The organism is Allobosea caraganae (assembly GCF_003351345.1).
In the GTDB taxonomy this organism is placed as follows: domain Bacteria; phylum Pseudomonadota; class Alphaproteobacteria; order Rhizobiales; family Beijerinckiaceae; genus Allobosea; species Allobosea caraganae.
In genome coordinates this window covers 202,661-218,164 of sequence record NZ_QQTO01000037.1, presented here as the reverse complement: position 1 = coordinate 218,164, position 15,504 = coordinate 202,661, and the positions used below count along the sequence as shown (strand labels likewise).

At 67.4% G+C, this 15,504-nt stretch carries 14 protein-coding genes; 11 read left to right on the top strand and 3 right to left on the bottom strand.

The genetic code is table 11. The annotated features are described in order from the left end of the window. Positions 1 to 75 precede the first annotated feature (75 nt). On the bottom strand, positions 76 to 504 hold the full coding sequence (locus tag DWF00_RS25560; RefSeq protein WP_114828369.1) for a VOC family protein: 429 nt from the start codon (positions 502 to 504) through the stop codon (positions 76 to 78). 254 nt (positions 505 to 758) lie between these two features. On the opposite strand from DWF00_RS25560, the gene DWF00_RS25555 reads away from it, so the two are divergent. Beyond that, a complete protein-coding gene (locus tag DWF00_RS25555; RefSeq protein ID WP_245974308.1) occupies positions 759 to 2,288 on the top strand; it encodes an ABC transporter substrate-binding protein in 1,530 nt (509 codons plus the stop codon). A gap of 193 nt (positions 2,289 to 2,481) precedes the next feature. Here the strand turns inward: DWF00_RS25555 and DWF00_RS25550 are convergent, their stop codons facing one another. Further along, positions 2,482 to 3,399 (bottom strand): LysR substrate-binding domain-containing protein, encoded by a 918-nt coding sequence (locus DWF00_RS25550; protein WP_114828370.1) that lies wholly within the window; start codon positions 3,397 to 3,399, stop codon positions 2,482 to 2,484. A 92-nt stretch (positions 3,400 to 3,491) separates the two neighbouring features. Between DWF00_RS25550 and DWF00_RS25545 the strand changes: the two genes are divergently transcribed. From DWF00_RS25545 to DWF00_RS25515, 7 genes are all read left to right on the top strand, one after another. Beyond that, positions 3,492 to 4,610: an NAD(P)/FAD-dependent oxidoreductase gene (locus DWF00_RS25545; protein ID WP_114828371.1), complete on the top strand. Its 1,119-nt coding sequence runs from the start codon at positions 3,492 to 3,494 to the stop codon at positions 4,608 to 4,610. Then, the gene (locus tag DWF00_RS25540) at positions 4,591 to 4,887 is read left to right on the top strand and encodes a (2Fe-2S)-binding protein (RefSeq protein ID WP_114828372.1); all 297 of its coding nucleotides are present in this window, start codon (positions 4,591 to 4,593) and stop codon (positions 4,885 to 4,887) included. The genes DWF00_RS25545 and DWF00_RS25540 overlap by 20 nt, the downstream gene beginning before the upstream one ends. Further along, positions 4,884 to 6,281 (top strand): FAD/NAD(P)-dependent oxidoreductase, encoded by a 1,398-nt coding sequence (locus DWF00_RS25535; RefSeq protein ID WP_114828373.1) that lies wholly within the window; start codon positions 4,884 to 4,886, stop codon positions 6,279 to 6,281. Before DWF00_RS25540 ends, DWF00_RS25535 begins: the two co-directional genes overlap by 4 nt. Continuing rightward, positions 6,278 to 7,411 carry an NAD(P)/FAD-dependent oxidoreductase gene (locus tag DWF00_RS25530; RefSeq protein ID WP_114828374.1) on the top strand — a complete coding sequence of 378 codons (1,134 nt, stop codon included), beginning with the start codon at positions 6,278 to 6,280 and terminating at the stop codon, positions 7,409 to 7,411. The genes DWF00_RS25535 and DWF00_RS25530 overlap by 4 nt, the downstream gene beginning before the upstream one ends. Continuing rightward, a complete protein-coding gene (locus DWF00_RS25525; RefSeq protein ID WP_114828375.1) occupies positions 7,408 to 8,346 on the top strand; it encodes an ABC transporter permease in 939 nt (312 codons plus the stop codon). The genes DWF00_RS25530 and DWF00_RS25525 overlap by 4 nt, the downstream gene beginning before the upstream one ends. Then, positions 8,343 to 9,215, top strand: a complete 873-nt coding sequence (locus tag DWF00_RS25520) for an ABC transporter permease (protein WP_114828376.1) — start codon at positions 8,343 to 8,345, stop codon at positions 9,213 to 9,215. Before DWF00_RS25525 ends, DWF00_RS25520 begins: the two co-directional genes overlap by 4 nt. A gap of 265 nt (positions 9,216 to 9,480) precedes the next feature. Beyond that, complete coding sequence (locus tag DWF00_RS25515) at positions 9,481 to 10,584, top strand: Gfo/Idh/MocA family protein (protein ID WP_114828377.1); 1,104 nt, start codon at positions 9,481 to 9,483, stop codon at positions 10,582 to 10,584. A 127-nt stretch (positions 10,585 to 10,711) separates the two neighbouring features. Here the strand turns inward: DWF00_RS25515 and DWF00_RS25510 are convergent, their stop codons facing one another. Then, positions 10,712 to 11,611, bottom strand: a complete 900-nt coding sequence (locus tag DWF00_RS25510) for a LysR family transcriptional regulator (protein WP_114828378.1) — start codon at positions 11,609 to 11,611, stop codon at positions 10,712 to 10,714. 119 nt (positions 11,612 to 11,730) lie between these two features. Here DWF00_RS25510 and DWF00_RS25505 point away from each other — a divergent pair, with 119 nt between their 5' ends. From DWF00_RS25505 to DWF00_RS25495, 3 genes are all read left to right on the top strand, one after another. Next, a complete protein-coding gene (locus DWF00_RS25505; protein WP_181832549.1) occupies positions 11,731 to 13,641 on the top strand; it encodes a TRAP transporter large permease in 1,911 nt (636 codons plus the stop codon). Between the two features lie 33 nt (positions 13,642 to 13,674). Further along, positions 13,675 to 14,700 (top strand): TRAP transporter substrate-binding protein, encoded by a 1,026-nt coding sequence (locus DWF00_RS25500; protein ID WP_114828380.1) that lies wholly within the window; start codon positions 13,675 to 13,677, stop codon positions 14,698 to 14,700. A 71-nt stretch (positions 14,701 to 14,771) separates the two neighbouring features. Continuing rightward, positions 14,772 to 15,503 carry a dienelactone hydrolase family protein gene (locus tag DWF00_RS25495; RefSeq protein WP_114828381.1) on the top strand — a complete coding sequence of 244 codons (732 nt, stop codon included), beginning with the start codon at positions 14,772 to 14,774 and terminating at the stop codon, positions 15,501 to 15,503. The last annotated feature ends 1 nt before the right edge of the window (position 15,504 follow it).

Here is a 15,504-nt window from a genome sequence, read left to right as displayed (position 1 = left end):
GGGGGTCTCGCTCACCCGGTCCCCCTGGGTTGCTTCGCTGCGCTCGCAATGAGGTGAGAGTTGCCCGGAAGCGTCCTAGAAGGTGATCTTCACCGAGGGCGCGCTGCGCTCGGCTTCGCCGTGATGGACGGCCTCGATGTTGTTGCCGTCGGGGTCGAGCAGGAAGGCGGCGTAATAGCCGGGGTGATAGGGCCGCTCGCCGGGCCCGCCATTGTCCTTGCCGCCATGGGCCAGCCCGGCCTCGTAGAACGCCTCGACCATCGCGCGATCGCGCGCCTGGAAGGCGAGGTGATGGCGCCCGGTCAGGTGTCCCTGCGCCGCCTCGCTGTCGCGCGACGAGACGAAGAGCTCGTCGAACCAGAAATAGCTCTCGGCGCTGCCGCCCTGGGGGATGTCGAGCGCCTGGAAGATCGCCTCGTAGAAGCGCCGGCTTGCGGCGAGATCGCTGACCACGAGCTGGATGTGGTCGATCAGGCGGCCGCGATGCAGCTCTTGGGTTTCCATCGTCATCTCTCCCGGGTTCTGGCCTTGAACGCGCCCGTCAGGGCTGTCGTTCCCACGCATGCCCCGGCCGTGCGACCATGGGTGGCAGGAGGTTCCGCAGCGACGCGACGCTGGCCTTCGCGCTGGCCAGCCATAACCCTCGCGAATACGATGTCCCGAATTCGGACTTTGACAGGACAGGGATCGGCCATCCACGCTCTAAACTGCTGAAAACAAGGGTGAAGCGGATGCCGTCACGTCCTCGCAGGCTTGCTGTGGCTCTTCTGTTCTCGGTCATGGCCTCGACCATGGCCCTGGCGCAGGACAACACGCTCCAGATCAGCTCCGGCGGCTCGGATATCGCGACCCTCGACGCGCATCGCGCCAGCCAAACGACGGACAAGGCGCTGGTCGGCTGGATGTATAACGGCCTCGTCCGCTTCCCGCCGGGAAGCGCCGACCCGAAGGACATCGAGCTCGACCTGGCCGAGCGCTGGGAGACCTCGCCGGACGGCAAGGTCTGGACCTTCCATTTGCGCAAGGGCGTCAAGTTCCACGGCAACTGGGGCGAGTTGACCGCCGACGACGTGGTCTATTCGCTGACCCGCTCGGCCGATCCGAAGCGCTCGACCTTCTCGGCCGACTTCGCCGCGATCGACAAGCTCGAGAAGCTCGACGACACCACTGTCCGCATCACGCTGAAATACACCGACGTGAACTTCCTCGGCCGGGTCTCGAACTACCATGGCGGCAACATCGTCTCGAAGAAGGCGGCCGAGGAGCTCGGCGACAGGTTCGGCACCAACCCGGTCGGCACCGGGCCCTTCGCCTTCGCTGAGCACGTCACCCAGCAATATGTGAAGCTCGTCGCCCATCCCGGCTATTTCCGCGGCAAGCCGAAGATCGACACGATCATGTACCGCATGATCCCGTCCGACAGCGCCCGCGAGCTCGCCTTCACCTCCGGGGAGCTCGACGTGATGTACGCCAAGCGCGAGCAGCGCTGGGTCGACCAGGCGCGCCGGCGCGGCAACATCAACGTCGACATCTTCCGTCCCGGCGAGTTCCGGACGCTCCACATCAACCGCAGCATCGCCCCGCTCGACGACCTGCGCGTGCGCCAGGCCATCGCTTACGCGATCAATGTCGACGACCTCGTGAAATATGTCGGCAAGGATGTCGGCCCGCGCGGCTGCTCGGTGGTGCCGCCCGGCTATCTCGGCGAGGATTGCACGGCCGGGAACTACCCGTTCGACCCCGCCAAGGCCAAGGCGCTGCTGGCCGAGGCCGGGCACAAGGACGGCATCACGCTGAAGGTCACGGTCTCCAACATCTCGGCGCAGCAGCCGATCATGGAGATCATCCAGTCGCAGCTCGCCAAGGCCGGCATCAAGCTCGACATGAGCGTCGTCGACCACCCGACCTACCAGAGCCAGTCGCGCAAGAACGCCAGCGCGCTGGTCTTCTACGGCGCGGCGCGCTTCCCGATCGCCGACACCTATCTCAGCGAGTTCTACCATTCGAGCGCCGACGTCAGTAAGCCGACCGCGGTGACCAACTTCTCGCATTGCGCCGTCGCCGATGCCGAGATCGAGGCGGCCCGGACCGAGCCCAACCCGGACAAGCAGAAGGCCTTCTGGAAGGAGGCGCAGCGCAAGATCCACGACGACGTCTGCGCGGTGCCGCTGTTCGACCTGAACCAGGTCTGGGCCCATAGCAACCGCATCGACTACGGCTACGACCTCAAGGGCGCGATGAACCTGGCGCCGCCGATCACCGAGCTGACGACGGTGAAGCCGCGCTGAGCATTGGGCAAGACATGCGAGGATGGCGCGGAAACCTCGCCGCGTCATCCCGGACAAGCGGCGAAGCCGCGCCGCTCCGGGATCCATCGTAGGGCTCCGGCGCTCTACGATGGATCCCGGCGCTCCGCTTCGCTACGGCCGGGATGACGGCGCTTGGTTCTGGCAAATCGCCGCTGCCCTGACCCTGATCTCGTCAGTCGGCTTCGAGCAGCGTGCGCGAGACCTGCGCGGCCGTCTCCCGCGCCTGTTCGAGGAAGGCGTCGACGAGGCGGGCGTTGCGGCTGTCGCGGATGCGGCAGAGCTGGAAGTCGAGCTGCACCTCGGGCTCGAAGCGCCGGATCGCAAGCTGGCCGCGCAGGCCGCTGACGATCAGCGGGTGCACCAGCGAGACGCCGACGCCGGCCGCGACGAACTCGCACAAGGTCGGCGAGACATTGGCGATCAGGACCGTGTTGCAGCGGACCTCATGCGCCTTCAGCACGCTCATGACGCGCTGGCTGGTATGGCTCTCCGGATCGAAGGAGATGAACGGCACATCGTTGAGATCGGCCGGCGTGATCACGCTCTTCGCCGCCAGCGGATGGCCGAGCGGCATGATGCACACGACCGGGTGCCCCATCATCGGCTCGGTGACGATGTAGGGGTTGTCGATCGGGAAGATCACCAGGCCGACATCGAGCTTTCGCGTCACCAGCCCGTCGGCGATCCATTGCGAGCTGCGCGACTGGATCGAGCAGAACACGTTGGGGTGGACGCGCAGGAAGTTCGAGGTCGCCTGCTGGATGAAGGAGCCGGACAAAGCCGGCATGACGCCGACCAGCAGGCGGCCCTGCTCGTCGCGGCGGATGGCGTCGACCGCGTTCTCGACCTGGCGGAGGCCGGCGAAGATGCGGTCGATCTCCTCGTAGAGCCGCATGCCGCGCTGCGTCGGCGCGAGCCTGCCCTTGAGGCGGTCGAACAGCCTGAGGCCCGTATCCTCCTCGAGATGCGCGATCAGCTTGCTCATCGCCGGCTGCGAGACGTTCATCACCTCGGCTGCCCGGCTGACGGTGCCGTGCTCGATCACCGCCTTGAAGGCCTCGATCTGCCGAAGGTTGAGGCGGCGCGCCATGCCATAACCTGTGCGAATAGAGGGGACCGAAATACGACTTTGACGAAATAGAAGATGGGTCCCTAACTTCGAAGCTGGCAAGAGGAAAAACGATGCAGCCGGACGTCGTCGTCATCGGGGGAGGCACGGTCGGCGCCGCGATCGCCTACGGGCTGGCGGCCCGGCGGCAGCGCGTCCTGCTGCTCGACGGCGACGATGGCGACTTCCGCGCCGCGCGGGCCAATTTCGGGCTGGTCTGGCTGCAGGGCAAGGGCATGAACATGCCCGCCTATCAGCAGCTGACCCGCAGCAGCGTCGCGCTCTGGCCGGATTTCGTCGCCGAGCTGACGGAGACGACGGGGATCGGCCTGACCTACGAGCAGAATGGTGGGCTGGCCTTCTGCCTGGGCGAGGACGAGTTCGAGAAGCGCAAGCTGCAATTGCAGCGCCTGCACAACCAGCTCGCCGGCGAAGACGCCGATTGGGAGATGCTCGACCGCGCCGCGCTGTCGAAGCTGCTGCCGAAGGTGCAGTGGGGGCCGGAGGTGGCGGGCGCCAGCTTCGGCCGGCTGGACGGTCATGTGAACCCGCTCAAGCTGCTGGGCGCGCTCCATGCCGGGCTGGTCCGCCGTGGCGGCGCGATCCGCAGCGGGGCGACAGTGCGCGAGATCCGCCGCGACGGCGAAGGTCTGCGCGTCAGCTTCGGCAACGAGCAGGTCACCGCGCCGAAGCTGGTGATCGCGGCCGGGCTCGGCTCTCAGGCGCTGGCCCGGCAGGTCGGGCTCGACGTTCCGGTGCGGCCGCAGCGCGGGCAGATTTTGGTCACCGAGCGGCTGGCGCCCTTCCTGCCGCTGCCGGCGAGCGGGCTGCGCCAGACCGGCGAGGGCACGGTGATGATCGGCGCGACGCAGGAGGAGGCGGGTTACGACGTCTCGACCACCGGCGAGGCCGCGGCGAAGCTCAGCCGCAAGACGATCAGGCTCGTGCCGGCTTTGGCCGATGTCGCGCTGGTCCGGCAATGGGCCGGCCTGAGGATCATGACGCCCGACAGCTATCCGATCTACGCGCAGTCGCCGAGCCATCCCGGCGCCTTCGTCGCGCTCTGCCATTCCGGCGTCACGCTCGCTGCGGTTCACGCTGCGGGGCTCGCTGAGGCCATCGCGGCCGGCAGCCTGCCGGCTTCGCTCGACCCGTTCCACCAAAGGCGCTTTGATGTTCCGAAAGCTGCATGAGCCTCTCACTGAGGCCATCACCATCTATGTCGACGGCGCGCCCGTCGCGGCCGAGCCCGGCGAGAGCGTCGCGGCGGTGCTGCTGCGGCAGAAAGAGGCGTGGTCGCGCACCACGCCGGTGACGCAGAGCCGGCGCGCGCCCTATTGCCTGATGGGCGTCTGCTTCGACTGCCTGGCCAAGGTCGACGGCGTCGCCTCGGTGCAGACCTGCCTGACCATGGTGGCGCCGGGCATGCGCATCGAGCGCCAGCAGGGCAAGCGGAGCCTGAGCGCATGAGCGAGGTTGACCTCCTGATCGTCGGCGCCGGTCCGGCCGGCATGGCCGCCGCCGTCACCGCGCGCCAGAATGGGCTCGACGTGCTGGTGATCGACGACCAGCCGGCTCCGGGCGGCCAGATCTGGCGCTCGGTCGAGACCGTCGCCGCGACCAAGCGTGGCGCTCTGCTCGGCGAGGCCTACGCGGCGGGCCAGGCCAGCGCGGCGGCCTTCCGGGCCAGCGGTGCCGTCTACGAGCCGGGCTCGCAGCTCTGGCAGATCGAGCCCGGCTTCCGCGCCTTCGTGACCAGGGATCGCCAGGCGCGGGTGATCAAGGCCAGAGCGGTCATCCTGGCGACGGGCGCGCAGGAGCGGCCGGCGCCGTTCCCGGGTTGGACCCTGCCGGGTGTGCTCACGGTCGGGGCTGCGCAGATCCTGCTGAAGAATGCCGGTGAAATCCCCGAAAAGCCGGTCTGGATCGCCGGCAGCGGGCCGCTGCCGCTGCTCTACATGACGCAGTTGCTCAAGGCGGGCGGTAGGGTCGCCGGCTATCTCGACACGACGCCTAAAGGGCGGCTGATGGCGGCGCTGCCGCATCTGCCGGGTGCATTGGGTGCGATGGGCGACCTGCTGAAGGGGCTTGGCTGGAAGGCCGCGCTGAAGCGGGCTGGCGTCCCGGTGGTCAAGCATGTCGCCGAGATCGAGGCTGTCGGAACCGACAAGGTCGAGCAACTGCGCTATCGCACCGCCAATGGCCGCGAGGCGATTGTGTCGGCCGAAGTCGTGCTGGTGCATGAGGGCGTCGTCCCCAGCATCCATCCGCCGCTGGCGCTGGGCTGCAAGGTCGAGTGGTCGGACGTGCAGGCCTGCTACGTGCCGGTGCTCGATTCCTGGGGCGAAAGCTCGCAGGACTACGTCTTCGTCGCCGGCGACGGTGCTGGTATCGCCGGGGCCAAGGCGGCGGAACTGCGCGGCCATATCGCGGCGCTGCGAGCTGCGGTGAAGCTCGGTCGTCTGGGCGAGGGGGCTGCCGACGAGCGGGCCGCGCCGCTGCGCAGCTCGCTCGGCCGCGAACTGGCGCTGCGGCCCTTCCTCGACACCCTGTTCGCGCCGCGCCCGCAGGTCTTCGCGCCGCCGGATGAGACCATCGTCTGCCGCTGCGAAGAGGTCAGTGCCCAGGAAATTCGCGATCTCGTCAAGCTCGGCCGGCCCGGCCCCAATCAAGTGAAAGCCTTCACCCGTGCCGGCATGGGCCCGTGCCAGGGCAGGCAATGCGGCTATACGATCACGCATATCCTGGCGCAGGCCGAGAACCGGCCGCCGGGCGAGGTCGGTTTCTACAGGGTCCGGCCACCGCTGAAGCCGGTGACGCTCGGCGAGCTCGCATCGCTCGACCAGCAGGAGCCGGTGGCGTGAGCCCGCGCGATTACGATGTCACCGTGATTGGCGGGGGGCTGCACGGGCTCTCCGCCGCGCTGCATCTGGCGCGCGCCGGGCGACGCGTCGTCGTGCTGGAGAAATCCTGGGTCGGCCGCCACGCCTCGGGCGCGACGGCGGCGGGCGTGCGGACGCTCGGCCGCGACCTCGCGGAGGTGCCTGTTTCGCTCGAGGCCATGGAGATGTGGCATCGCATCGGCGGGATCGTCGATGGTGATTGCGGCTTCCATGCCCATGGCCAGATCCGCGTCGCCGAGTTCGAGGAGCAGATGCCCGCGCTGCTCCAGCGCGCCGAGACGATGCGCAAGCTCGGCTACCAGCATGAGGAGATCATCGACCGGGCCGAGTTGCAGCGCCTGGTGCCGGCGCTGAGCAAGCATTGCTTCGGCGCACTGATCGTCCGCACTGACGGTGCGGCTGATCCGCACAAGACGCTCGCCGCCTTCCGCCGTAGCTGCGAGGCCGCCGGCGTCACGATCATCGAGGGCTGCGGCGTCGAGGTGATCGAGCGGCGCGGCGCCAACTGGCTGGTGCGCTGTAGCGGCGAGCGCTGCTTCAGTGCTCCGGTCGTCGTCAACGCCGCCGGCGCCTGGGCGGGCAAACTCGCCAGCCTGTTCGGCGACGAGATCGAGCTCGGCTACAAGGCCTCGATGATGATCGCCACCGAGCGGCTGGAGCCCTTGCTCGAACCCGTGGTCAGCGTCGTCGGCCGCGCGCTCTCGTTCAAGCAGGCGGGGCAGGGCACCCTGGTGATCGGTGGTGGCCTGCAGGGCTCGGCCGATCTCGATGCGCAGCGCAGCTTCGTCAACTTCACCGAGCTCGCCAAGGGCGCGCGCGCCGCGACCGACCTCTTCCCCGCCGTGCGTGACGTGCGCATCGCCCGCAGCTGGGCCGGGATGGAGGCGAAGACCCGCGACCTTGTGCCGGTGGTTGGGCCTTCGCCGAATGCGCCGGGCGTCTTCCACGCCTTCGGCTTCTCCGGCCATGGCTTCCAGCTCGTGCCGGTGGTCGGCGCGATCATCTGCGATCTCGTGGTCAAGGGCGGCACGAGCCGGCAGATCTCCGGCTTCAAGCCCGAGCGCCTGATGGCGAGCAGGCAGGCCGCATGACCGGATACGTGCTCAGGCGTCTGCTGCTGGCGATCCCGACTCTGCTCGTGATGCTGACGGCGATCTTCGTGCTGGTGCGGCTCGTGCCGGGCGACGCCGCCTCCGTCATCCTCGGCGACCAGGCGACGGCGGCCTCGCTCCAGGCCCTGCGCGTCAAGCTCGGGCTCGACCAGCCCATGCACGTGCAGTACCTGGCCTTCCTCGGCGACGTGCTGACCGGCAATCTCGGGCGCTCGCTCAGCAGCGGCCGCAGCGTGGTGCAGGAGGTCGCGCAGGTCCTGCCCTCGACGATCGAGCTGGCGCTGGCCTCGATCGCGATCGGGCTCGCCTTCGGCCTGCCGCTCGGCATCGCGGCCGCGATCAAGCGCAATGGCTGGATCGACTACGTCACCCGGCTGATCTCGTTGCTCGGCTTGTCCTTCCCGGCCTTCGTCTCCGGCATCCTGATGCTGATCGTCTTCTCGATCCAGCTCGGCTGGTTCCCGGTGCTCGGCGGCAACAGCAGCAATATGGCCGAGCGCCTGCGCGGGCTCGCTCTGCCGGCGCTCAACCTCGGCATCATCATGACCGCCTACGTGATGCGCGTCACCCGCGCCGCGATGCTGAACGTGCTGACCGAGGACTATATCCGCACGGCCCGCGCCAAGGGCGTCGGCCCGGTTCAGCTCGTGCTGCAGCATGCGCTGCGCAACGGCCTGATCCCGATCATCACGGTGGTCGGGCTCTATTTCGGCACGCTGATCGGCAATTCCGTGCTGACCGAGATCATCTTCAACCGGCCGGGCCTGGGCAAGCTCATCCTGGGCGCGCTCAATTCGCGCGACTACACGCTGCTCCAGGGGCTGATGATCATCTTCGCCATTTGCGTGATCGTGGTGAACACCCTGACCGATCTCGCCTATGGCCTCGTCGACCCGCGGGTGAAGTACCAATGACGGCAGAGGTTGCATCCCCCGCGATCGAGACGCGCCCGGGCGGGCTTTGGCTCGCCTTCTCGAAGAACAAGCTCTCCTGGGTCGGGCTCGGCCTGCTCGCCGCGATCGTGCTCGTCGCCATCTTCGCGCCGCTGCTCGCCCCCTATGACCCTCTGGAGCAGAACATCGTCTCGCGGCTGGAGCCGCCCTCGGCCGAATTCTGGTTGGGCACCGACAGCTATGGCCGCGACGTACTCTCGCGGCTGATCTACGGCGCGCGCATCTCGCTGGTCGTCGGCTTCGTCGCGATCCTGATCGCGATGGCGATCGGCGCCACGCTCGGCATCGTCGCCGGCTATATCGGCGGGCTGTTCGACCAGTTCGTCATGGGCCTGCTCGATGTCATGCTCTCCTTCCCGACGCTGCTGCTCGGGCTGATGATCGCGGCGATGCTGGGCGCCAGCCTGGAGAACCTGATCATCGCCATCGCGGTCACCGAGATCGCGCCCTTTGCGCGCGTGGCGCGCGCGCCGACGATCTCGCTGAAGCAGCGCGACTTCGTCGAGGCGAGCCGCTCCTATGGCTCCGGCCACCTGCGCATCATGGGCCGGCACATCCTGCCCAACATGGTCTCGGACGTGGTGGTGATGAGCTCGCTGTGGATGGCTTCGGCGATCCGCACCGAGGCCTCGCTGAGCTTCATCGGGCTGGGCGTGCCGCCGCCGACTCCGACCTGGGGCAGCATGATCCGCGAGGGCTTCGAGAACATCCTCGACGCCTGGTGGCTCGCGGTCTTCCCGAGCCTCGCCATCCTGCTGACGGTGCTGGCGCTCAACCTGCTGGGCGATGCGCTTCGCGACGCGGCAGACCCGAAATCGCGCGAAAGCTGAGTGTCTGACTGGACATTCGAGCCCTCAGGGTGAGGGCTCATGCATTTATGAGGCAGACACTGATGCGGCCAAGACAGAGAAGCAGACTGGCTTGCGAGCCAGCATCATCGGAATTACCAATCGCAATCGGGCAGAATAATCGATTTTTCTTGCGCTGCGGGCGCTGCTAAGCAGCCCCATGCCACGGGCGCGAAGCCTGTCGGCCCTGCGCTCGCCGAGGCTTTCCCGCGAGCGTTACCCGCGTCGATCGACAGGAACAGCGCACATGGCAGCGGATGATATCGGGCTCGGCTTCGTCGGGTTGAGCGGAGCCGGCTCCTGGGCCGGCAGGGCGCATGTCCCGGCCCTGAAGGTGGTGCCCGGCTACGAGATCCGGGCGCTCGCGACCTCGCGGGCCGAATCGGCGGCCGAGGCGGCGAAGGCCTATGGCGTGCCGCTCGCCTTTCACGATCCGGCTGAATTGGTGAAGCGGCCCGAGGTCGACCTCGTCGTCGTCGCGGTGCGGGTGCCCTACCATCTCGAGCTGGTCAAGATGGCGCTCGATGCCGGCAAGATGGTCTATTGCGAGTGGCCGCTCGGCAATGGCCGCGCGGAGGCCGAGCAGATGGCTGTCATGGCCGAGGACAAGGCCGTGCCGGCCTTCGTCGGCCTGCAGGGCCATGCCTCGCCGGCCATCCGCTATATCCGCGACCTCGTCGCCTCCGGCCGGGTCGGCGACGTGATCTCGACCACCTTCACCGCCTCTGCCGGCGCCTGGGGCGCGACGGTCGAGCCGCGGCTGGTCTATGGGCTCGACCGCAAGAACGGCGTCTCGATGCTGACCGTGCAGTTCGGCCACGCGATCGACGGGTTCTGCTGGTGCCTCGGCGAGTTCAAGGAACTCTCGGCGACGCTGGCGACGCGCTATCCGGTGGTGAAGCGCACCGACACGGGCGAGGAGGTCGCCAAGACGATCGACGACCAGATCGCGCTCACCGGCACCTTGCAGAACGGCGCGGTGGCGGCGGTGCATTACCGCTCGGGCACGTCGCAGGCCGCGCCATTCTTCTGGGAGATCAACGGCAGCAAGGGCGACCTCGTCATCACCGCCGATTCCGGGCGCCTGCAATATGGCGATCTGCGCATCCGCGGCACGGCGGAGGGGGGCGGCCTGGAGGAATTGCCGATCCCGGACAGCTACAGGCTGGTGCAGGGCTGCACGCCTTCGGACATGTTCTACACGCTGGCGCATGCCTATGCGCTGATGCGCAGCGACATCAAGCTCGGCACCGACCATGTGCCGACCTTCGCTGACGCGCTGGTGCGGCACCGCATGATCGAGGCGATCGAGCGCTCGTCGGCGACCGGGACGCGGCAGAGCTACGTCTGAGGCGGTTGCCTCTCCGTCATTGCGAGGAGCGTAGCGACGAAGCAATCCAGGGGGCCTGGGTGCCCGGCCGCCCCTGGATTGCTTCGCTGCGCTCGCAATGACGGTGAAGGCGCGGCTCCGCCGAGCCTCACTTGAACAGCTGGTGGTGGGCGATCAGCTCCTTCGTCAGGTCGACGATCGCCTGCAGGTTCGGGCCGAACTGGGCGATCTGGTAGCAGAGCGAGACGCGGTGCGCGCCGACGGCCGGGGTCACCGGGATGCGGACCATGCGCCCCTGCGCCATCTCGTCGGAGACGACCCGGATCGGCACGAGGCCGATGGCGAAGCCGCTGCGCACCATCAGCAGGGTCACCGAGAGGCTGTTGCAGGTGCTGACCCGCTCCGGGGCGACGCCGCCCTGGGCGAACCAGTTCGTCATCGTGGTGTGCAGCCGCGCCGTCTGCGGGCTGACGATGAGGTGATGCGCGGCGAGCTGGGCCGGGGTCAGCGTGCCCGAGGGCAGGTCCATGTCGCTGCTCGCCACCCAGGCGAGCTCGTTGCGCCCGATCGGCACCTGATGCACGTGGTTGGCGACGCCGGGCTCGGAGATCACCGCGAGGTCGAGCTGGTGGTCGTTCAGGAGCGCGCTGACCATGCCGGTGTCGCCGACGATCACCGAGGTCTTGAGCTTCGGATATTGCCGCTCCAGCCGGCGCATCAGGTCGGTCAGGCAGATCAGGCCAAAACTCTCGTTGACGCCGATCCGCAGTAGGCCGAGCAGCGGGTCGCGGCGCTTGAAGCGCACCACGACGTCGTCGGCCGTCTCCAGCAGGCGGTCGGCATATTCCAGCAGCGCATGCCCCTCCGACGTCAGCGCGACGCGCGGGCCGTTGCGCGTGAACAGCTCGACCCCGAGGATGTCCTCGAGGTCCTTGATGCGCTGGGAGATGCTCGGCTGGGTGATGCCGACATGCTTCGCCGCGGCGTGGAAGCTGCCGAGGCGAGCGATGCGCTCGAAGGCGCGGACCTGAGAGAGCGTGATCGTCATGATAGGCCCTTCTTATCGCAATGGCCCTAAACAATCGATTTTTTTCGTGGCGGGCAAGCTGCTATCGATGCGCCATCGCCCTCGACGGCGACACTTCATCTCCGACCAACTGGCGGGACATGAACACAACAATTGCCCGGGAGGACGGGCCTGATCTGGCGGCGATAGAAGACGCCACCTTCGGGCCCTCGATCACACCTATCATCCTGCCGCGCTGGCTCGACGCGCTCGACTGGCTCGTGCTGGCGGTGCTCAACGTCGCGCTGGCCTTCGAGGTCGTGCTGGTCTTCACCAACACGCTGGCGCGGACGATCTTCGACACGCCGATCATGCTCGGCATCGAGGAGACCTCGCAGCTGCTGCTGATCGTCATCGCCTTCCTCGGCGGCGCCATCGCCTATCGCCGCGGCGACTTCATGTCGATCAAGATCCTGGTCGACAGCATGCCGGACAAGGTCAGGGTCTTCCTCAACGCGACCAGCGAATGGGTCGTGATCGTCAACTCGCTCGTCATCGGCGTGTTCTCGATCCCGCTGATCCAGGCCAATGCCGGCGCCAAGACGACGATGCTCAGCCTCGACCATATCTGGCTGACGCTGCCGATGACGCTGGGCACCGCGATGTTCGTGATCTTCGCGCTGATCGCGCTGTGGCGGGCGCCGCGCGCCGCCTCGATCGGCTCGGCCGTCCTCGTCGCAGCGATGCTGGCCGTCGTCCTGCTCAGCAAGGACGCGGCCTGGGTCGATACCTCCTGGTACTACATCTACCTCGTCGCGATCTTCATCGTGCTGCTCGCGATCGGCGTTCCTATCGGCTTCGTGCTGGCGTCGGTCGGCCTCGGCGCCATCGTCGTCACCGGCGGCGCGCCGATGACGGCGGTCGCGATGAACGCCCAGCGCGGCGCCGGCGGCTTCATCTTCCTGGCGCTGCCCTTCTTCATCCTCGCCGGCTTCATCATGGACCGGGCCGGCATCGGCGCGAGGATCGTCGATTTCCTCGCGTCGATGATGGGCCATGTCCGTGGCGGCATGCTGCAGGTCATGATCGTCGGCATGTACATCTCGTCGGGCATCTCGGGCTCGAAGGCCGCCGACATGGCGACCATCGGCATCCCGATGAACCGGCTGCTCAACCAGCGCGGCTACAAGAAGTCGGAATGCGCGGCATTGCTCGCGGCCTCGGCCGCCATGGGCGAGGCCATTCCGCCGAGCATCGCCGTGCTGGTGCTGGGCTCGGTCACCTCGGTCTCGACGGGCGCGCTGTTCCTCGCCGGCTTCCTGCCGGCCGCGGTCATCGCCGCCAGCCTGATGCTGCTGGTCTATGTCCGCGCGCGCTTCTCCGGCTGGGAGCCGACGGAGCGGGCGAGCCTCGCCGTGGTGCGCTCGACCGGCAAGTCCGCGATCCTGCCGCTGCTGATGCCGGTCGTGCTGATCGGCGGCATCGTCGGCGGCGTCGGCACGCCGACCGAGGTCTCGACCTTCGCGGTCGCCTACGGGCTCGGGCTCGGGCTGCTCTACGGCAAGTTCAAGCTCAAGGACATGTGGACGGTACTGAGCGAGAGCTCGGTGCTGAGCGGCATGATCTTCTTCACGCTCGCGGGCTCGACGATCTTCTCCTGGGCGCTCTCGCTCGAAGGCGTGCCGCAGGCCATCGCGGGGGCCGTCGGCGATCTCGGGCCGAAGCTGTTCCTGCCGGTGGTGATCATCCTGACCATCATCATGGGCGCGCTGCTGGAGAGCCTCGTCACCATCGTGATCCTCGGGCCGCTCCTGCTGCCGGTGGCGCTCCAGTTCGGCATCGACCCGCTGCAATACGGCATCGTCATGGTCGAGGCCTTCGGCATCGGCGGCATCCTGCCGCCGATCGGGATCGCGCTCTACGTTTCCTGCACGATCTGCAAGACCACCGTCGAACAGGCGATGAAGCCGCTGTTCTGGTACCTCGCGGTGATGTTCGTCGCGCTGCTCTTCGTGGCGTCGATCCCCTGGATCACCACCGCGCTGCCTAACGCCTTCAACATGAAGGGATGACCCGGAAAACCGGGCCGTATCTGGGAGGAACACATGACCAAGTCCAACGATCACAACGCGCATCAGAGCCGCCGCGACATCATCAAGATCGGCGCCGGCGCCGCTGCCGCCGGCCTCATCGCCTCGCCGGCGCTGGCGCAGCGCCGCTCGAAGCTGAAGCGCATCCGCTACGCCCATTCGACGCCGACGACCCATGGCTGGCACCTCTGGGGCGAGCAGTTCAAGAAAGTCGTCGAGGAGAAGTCGGGCGGCGCGATCGAGGTCACGATCTTCCCGAACGCGCAGATGGGCACCGAGAAGGACATCGCCCAGGCGGTCAAGCTCGGCTCGCTGGAGATGGCCTCGGTCGGCGTGGCGCTGATGAACTGGGTGCCGGAATGCTCCGTCACCGACGCGCCCTTCCTCTTCAAGAACCGCAAGCAGTGCTACGCCGCGCTCGACGGCGCGCTCGGCGACGAGCTGAAGAAGCGCTCGCTCGACAAGGGCTTCCGCCTCGTCGGCTGGAACGACCTCGGCTCGCGCTCGATGACCAACAGCAAGCACCCGATCAACAGCGCCAAGGACCTGGCCAGCCTGAAGATGCGCGTGCCCGACTCCAAGTCCTATGTCGCGATGATGCAGGCGCTGGGCTCCTCGATCGTCACGATCGACCTGAGCGAGCTTTATCTCGCGCTGAGCCAGGGCGTCGCCGACGGCCAGGAGACGCCGCTGCCGGTGGTCAAGTCGAACAAGCTCTACGAGGTGCAGAAGTTCATCTCGAAGACCGACCACGTGCTCACGACCTCCTATTCGATCGTGAACCCGGCGAGCTTCGACGGCCTCACCCCCGACGAGCAGAAGGCCTTCACCGAAGCCGCCAACGACGCCACCAACTGGCTGCGCGACTACACCCAGAAGGAGGAGCTGGAGACGCTCGCCTTCCTCAAGACCAAGGGCATGGAGGTCAACGCGACGCCGGACGTCGATTCCTTCCGCGCCGCCTGCGCCAAGGTCGTGACCGATTTCCCCGACCTGTTCCGGCCCGAGCTCGTCAAGCTGGCGCAGTCGGCGCAGGCCTGATCATTCCCCGAAAACGACGGTGGCGCCACGGGCGCCATCGTCACCCCGTCAGATAGGCAAGAGGCTACGCCATGTACGAGAAAGACGTTCAGGTCATCACGAAATACGGCTTGCAGCACGCTTTCGTGGCCTGCCCGGACGAGGCTGGCAGCTACCCCGCCGTGATCCTCTACATGGACGCGCCCGGCTATCGCGAAGAGCTCTGCAACATGGCAAGGCGCATCGCCAAGGCGGGCTATTACTGCATGCTGCCGGACCTCTACTACCGGCTCGGCAAGCTGCGCTTCGACGTGGCGCGGCGCGATCCCGCGATGTCCGTCGTCATCCGCGGCGCGATGACCAGCCTGACCAACACGATGGTCGCCGAAGACACGCGCGGCATGATCGCCTTCCTCGACGCGCAAAGCCAAGTCAAGGCCGGTCCGCTCGGCTGCGTCGGCCATTGCATGAGCGGCTCCTTCGTCGCGACCATCGCGGCGCAATTCCCGCGCATGAAGGCGGCTGCCTCGCTCTATGGCATCGACATCGTCACCGAGAAGGACGACTCGCCGCATCTCCTCGCCGACAAGGTCGAGGGCGAGCTCTATTTCGCCTTCGCCGAGGTCGATCCTGCCGTGCCAGCCAATGTCGTGCCCGACCTGCACGCGGCGCTCGGCAAGGCCGGCACCAAGTACAAGATCGAGACCTATGAGGGCTCGCATCACGGCTTCTGCTTCGCTGCCCGCCCCGACTACGACCCAATCGCGTCCGAGCGCGCCTGGACGGCGCTGTTCGACCTCTGGGACCGCAACCTGAAGCCGTGAT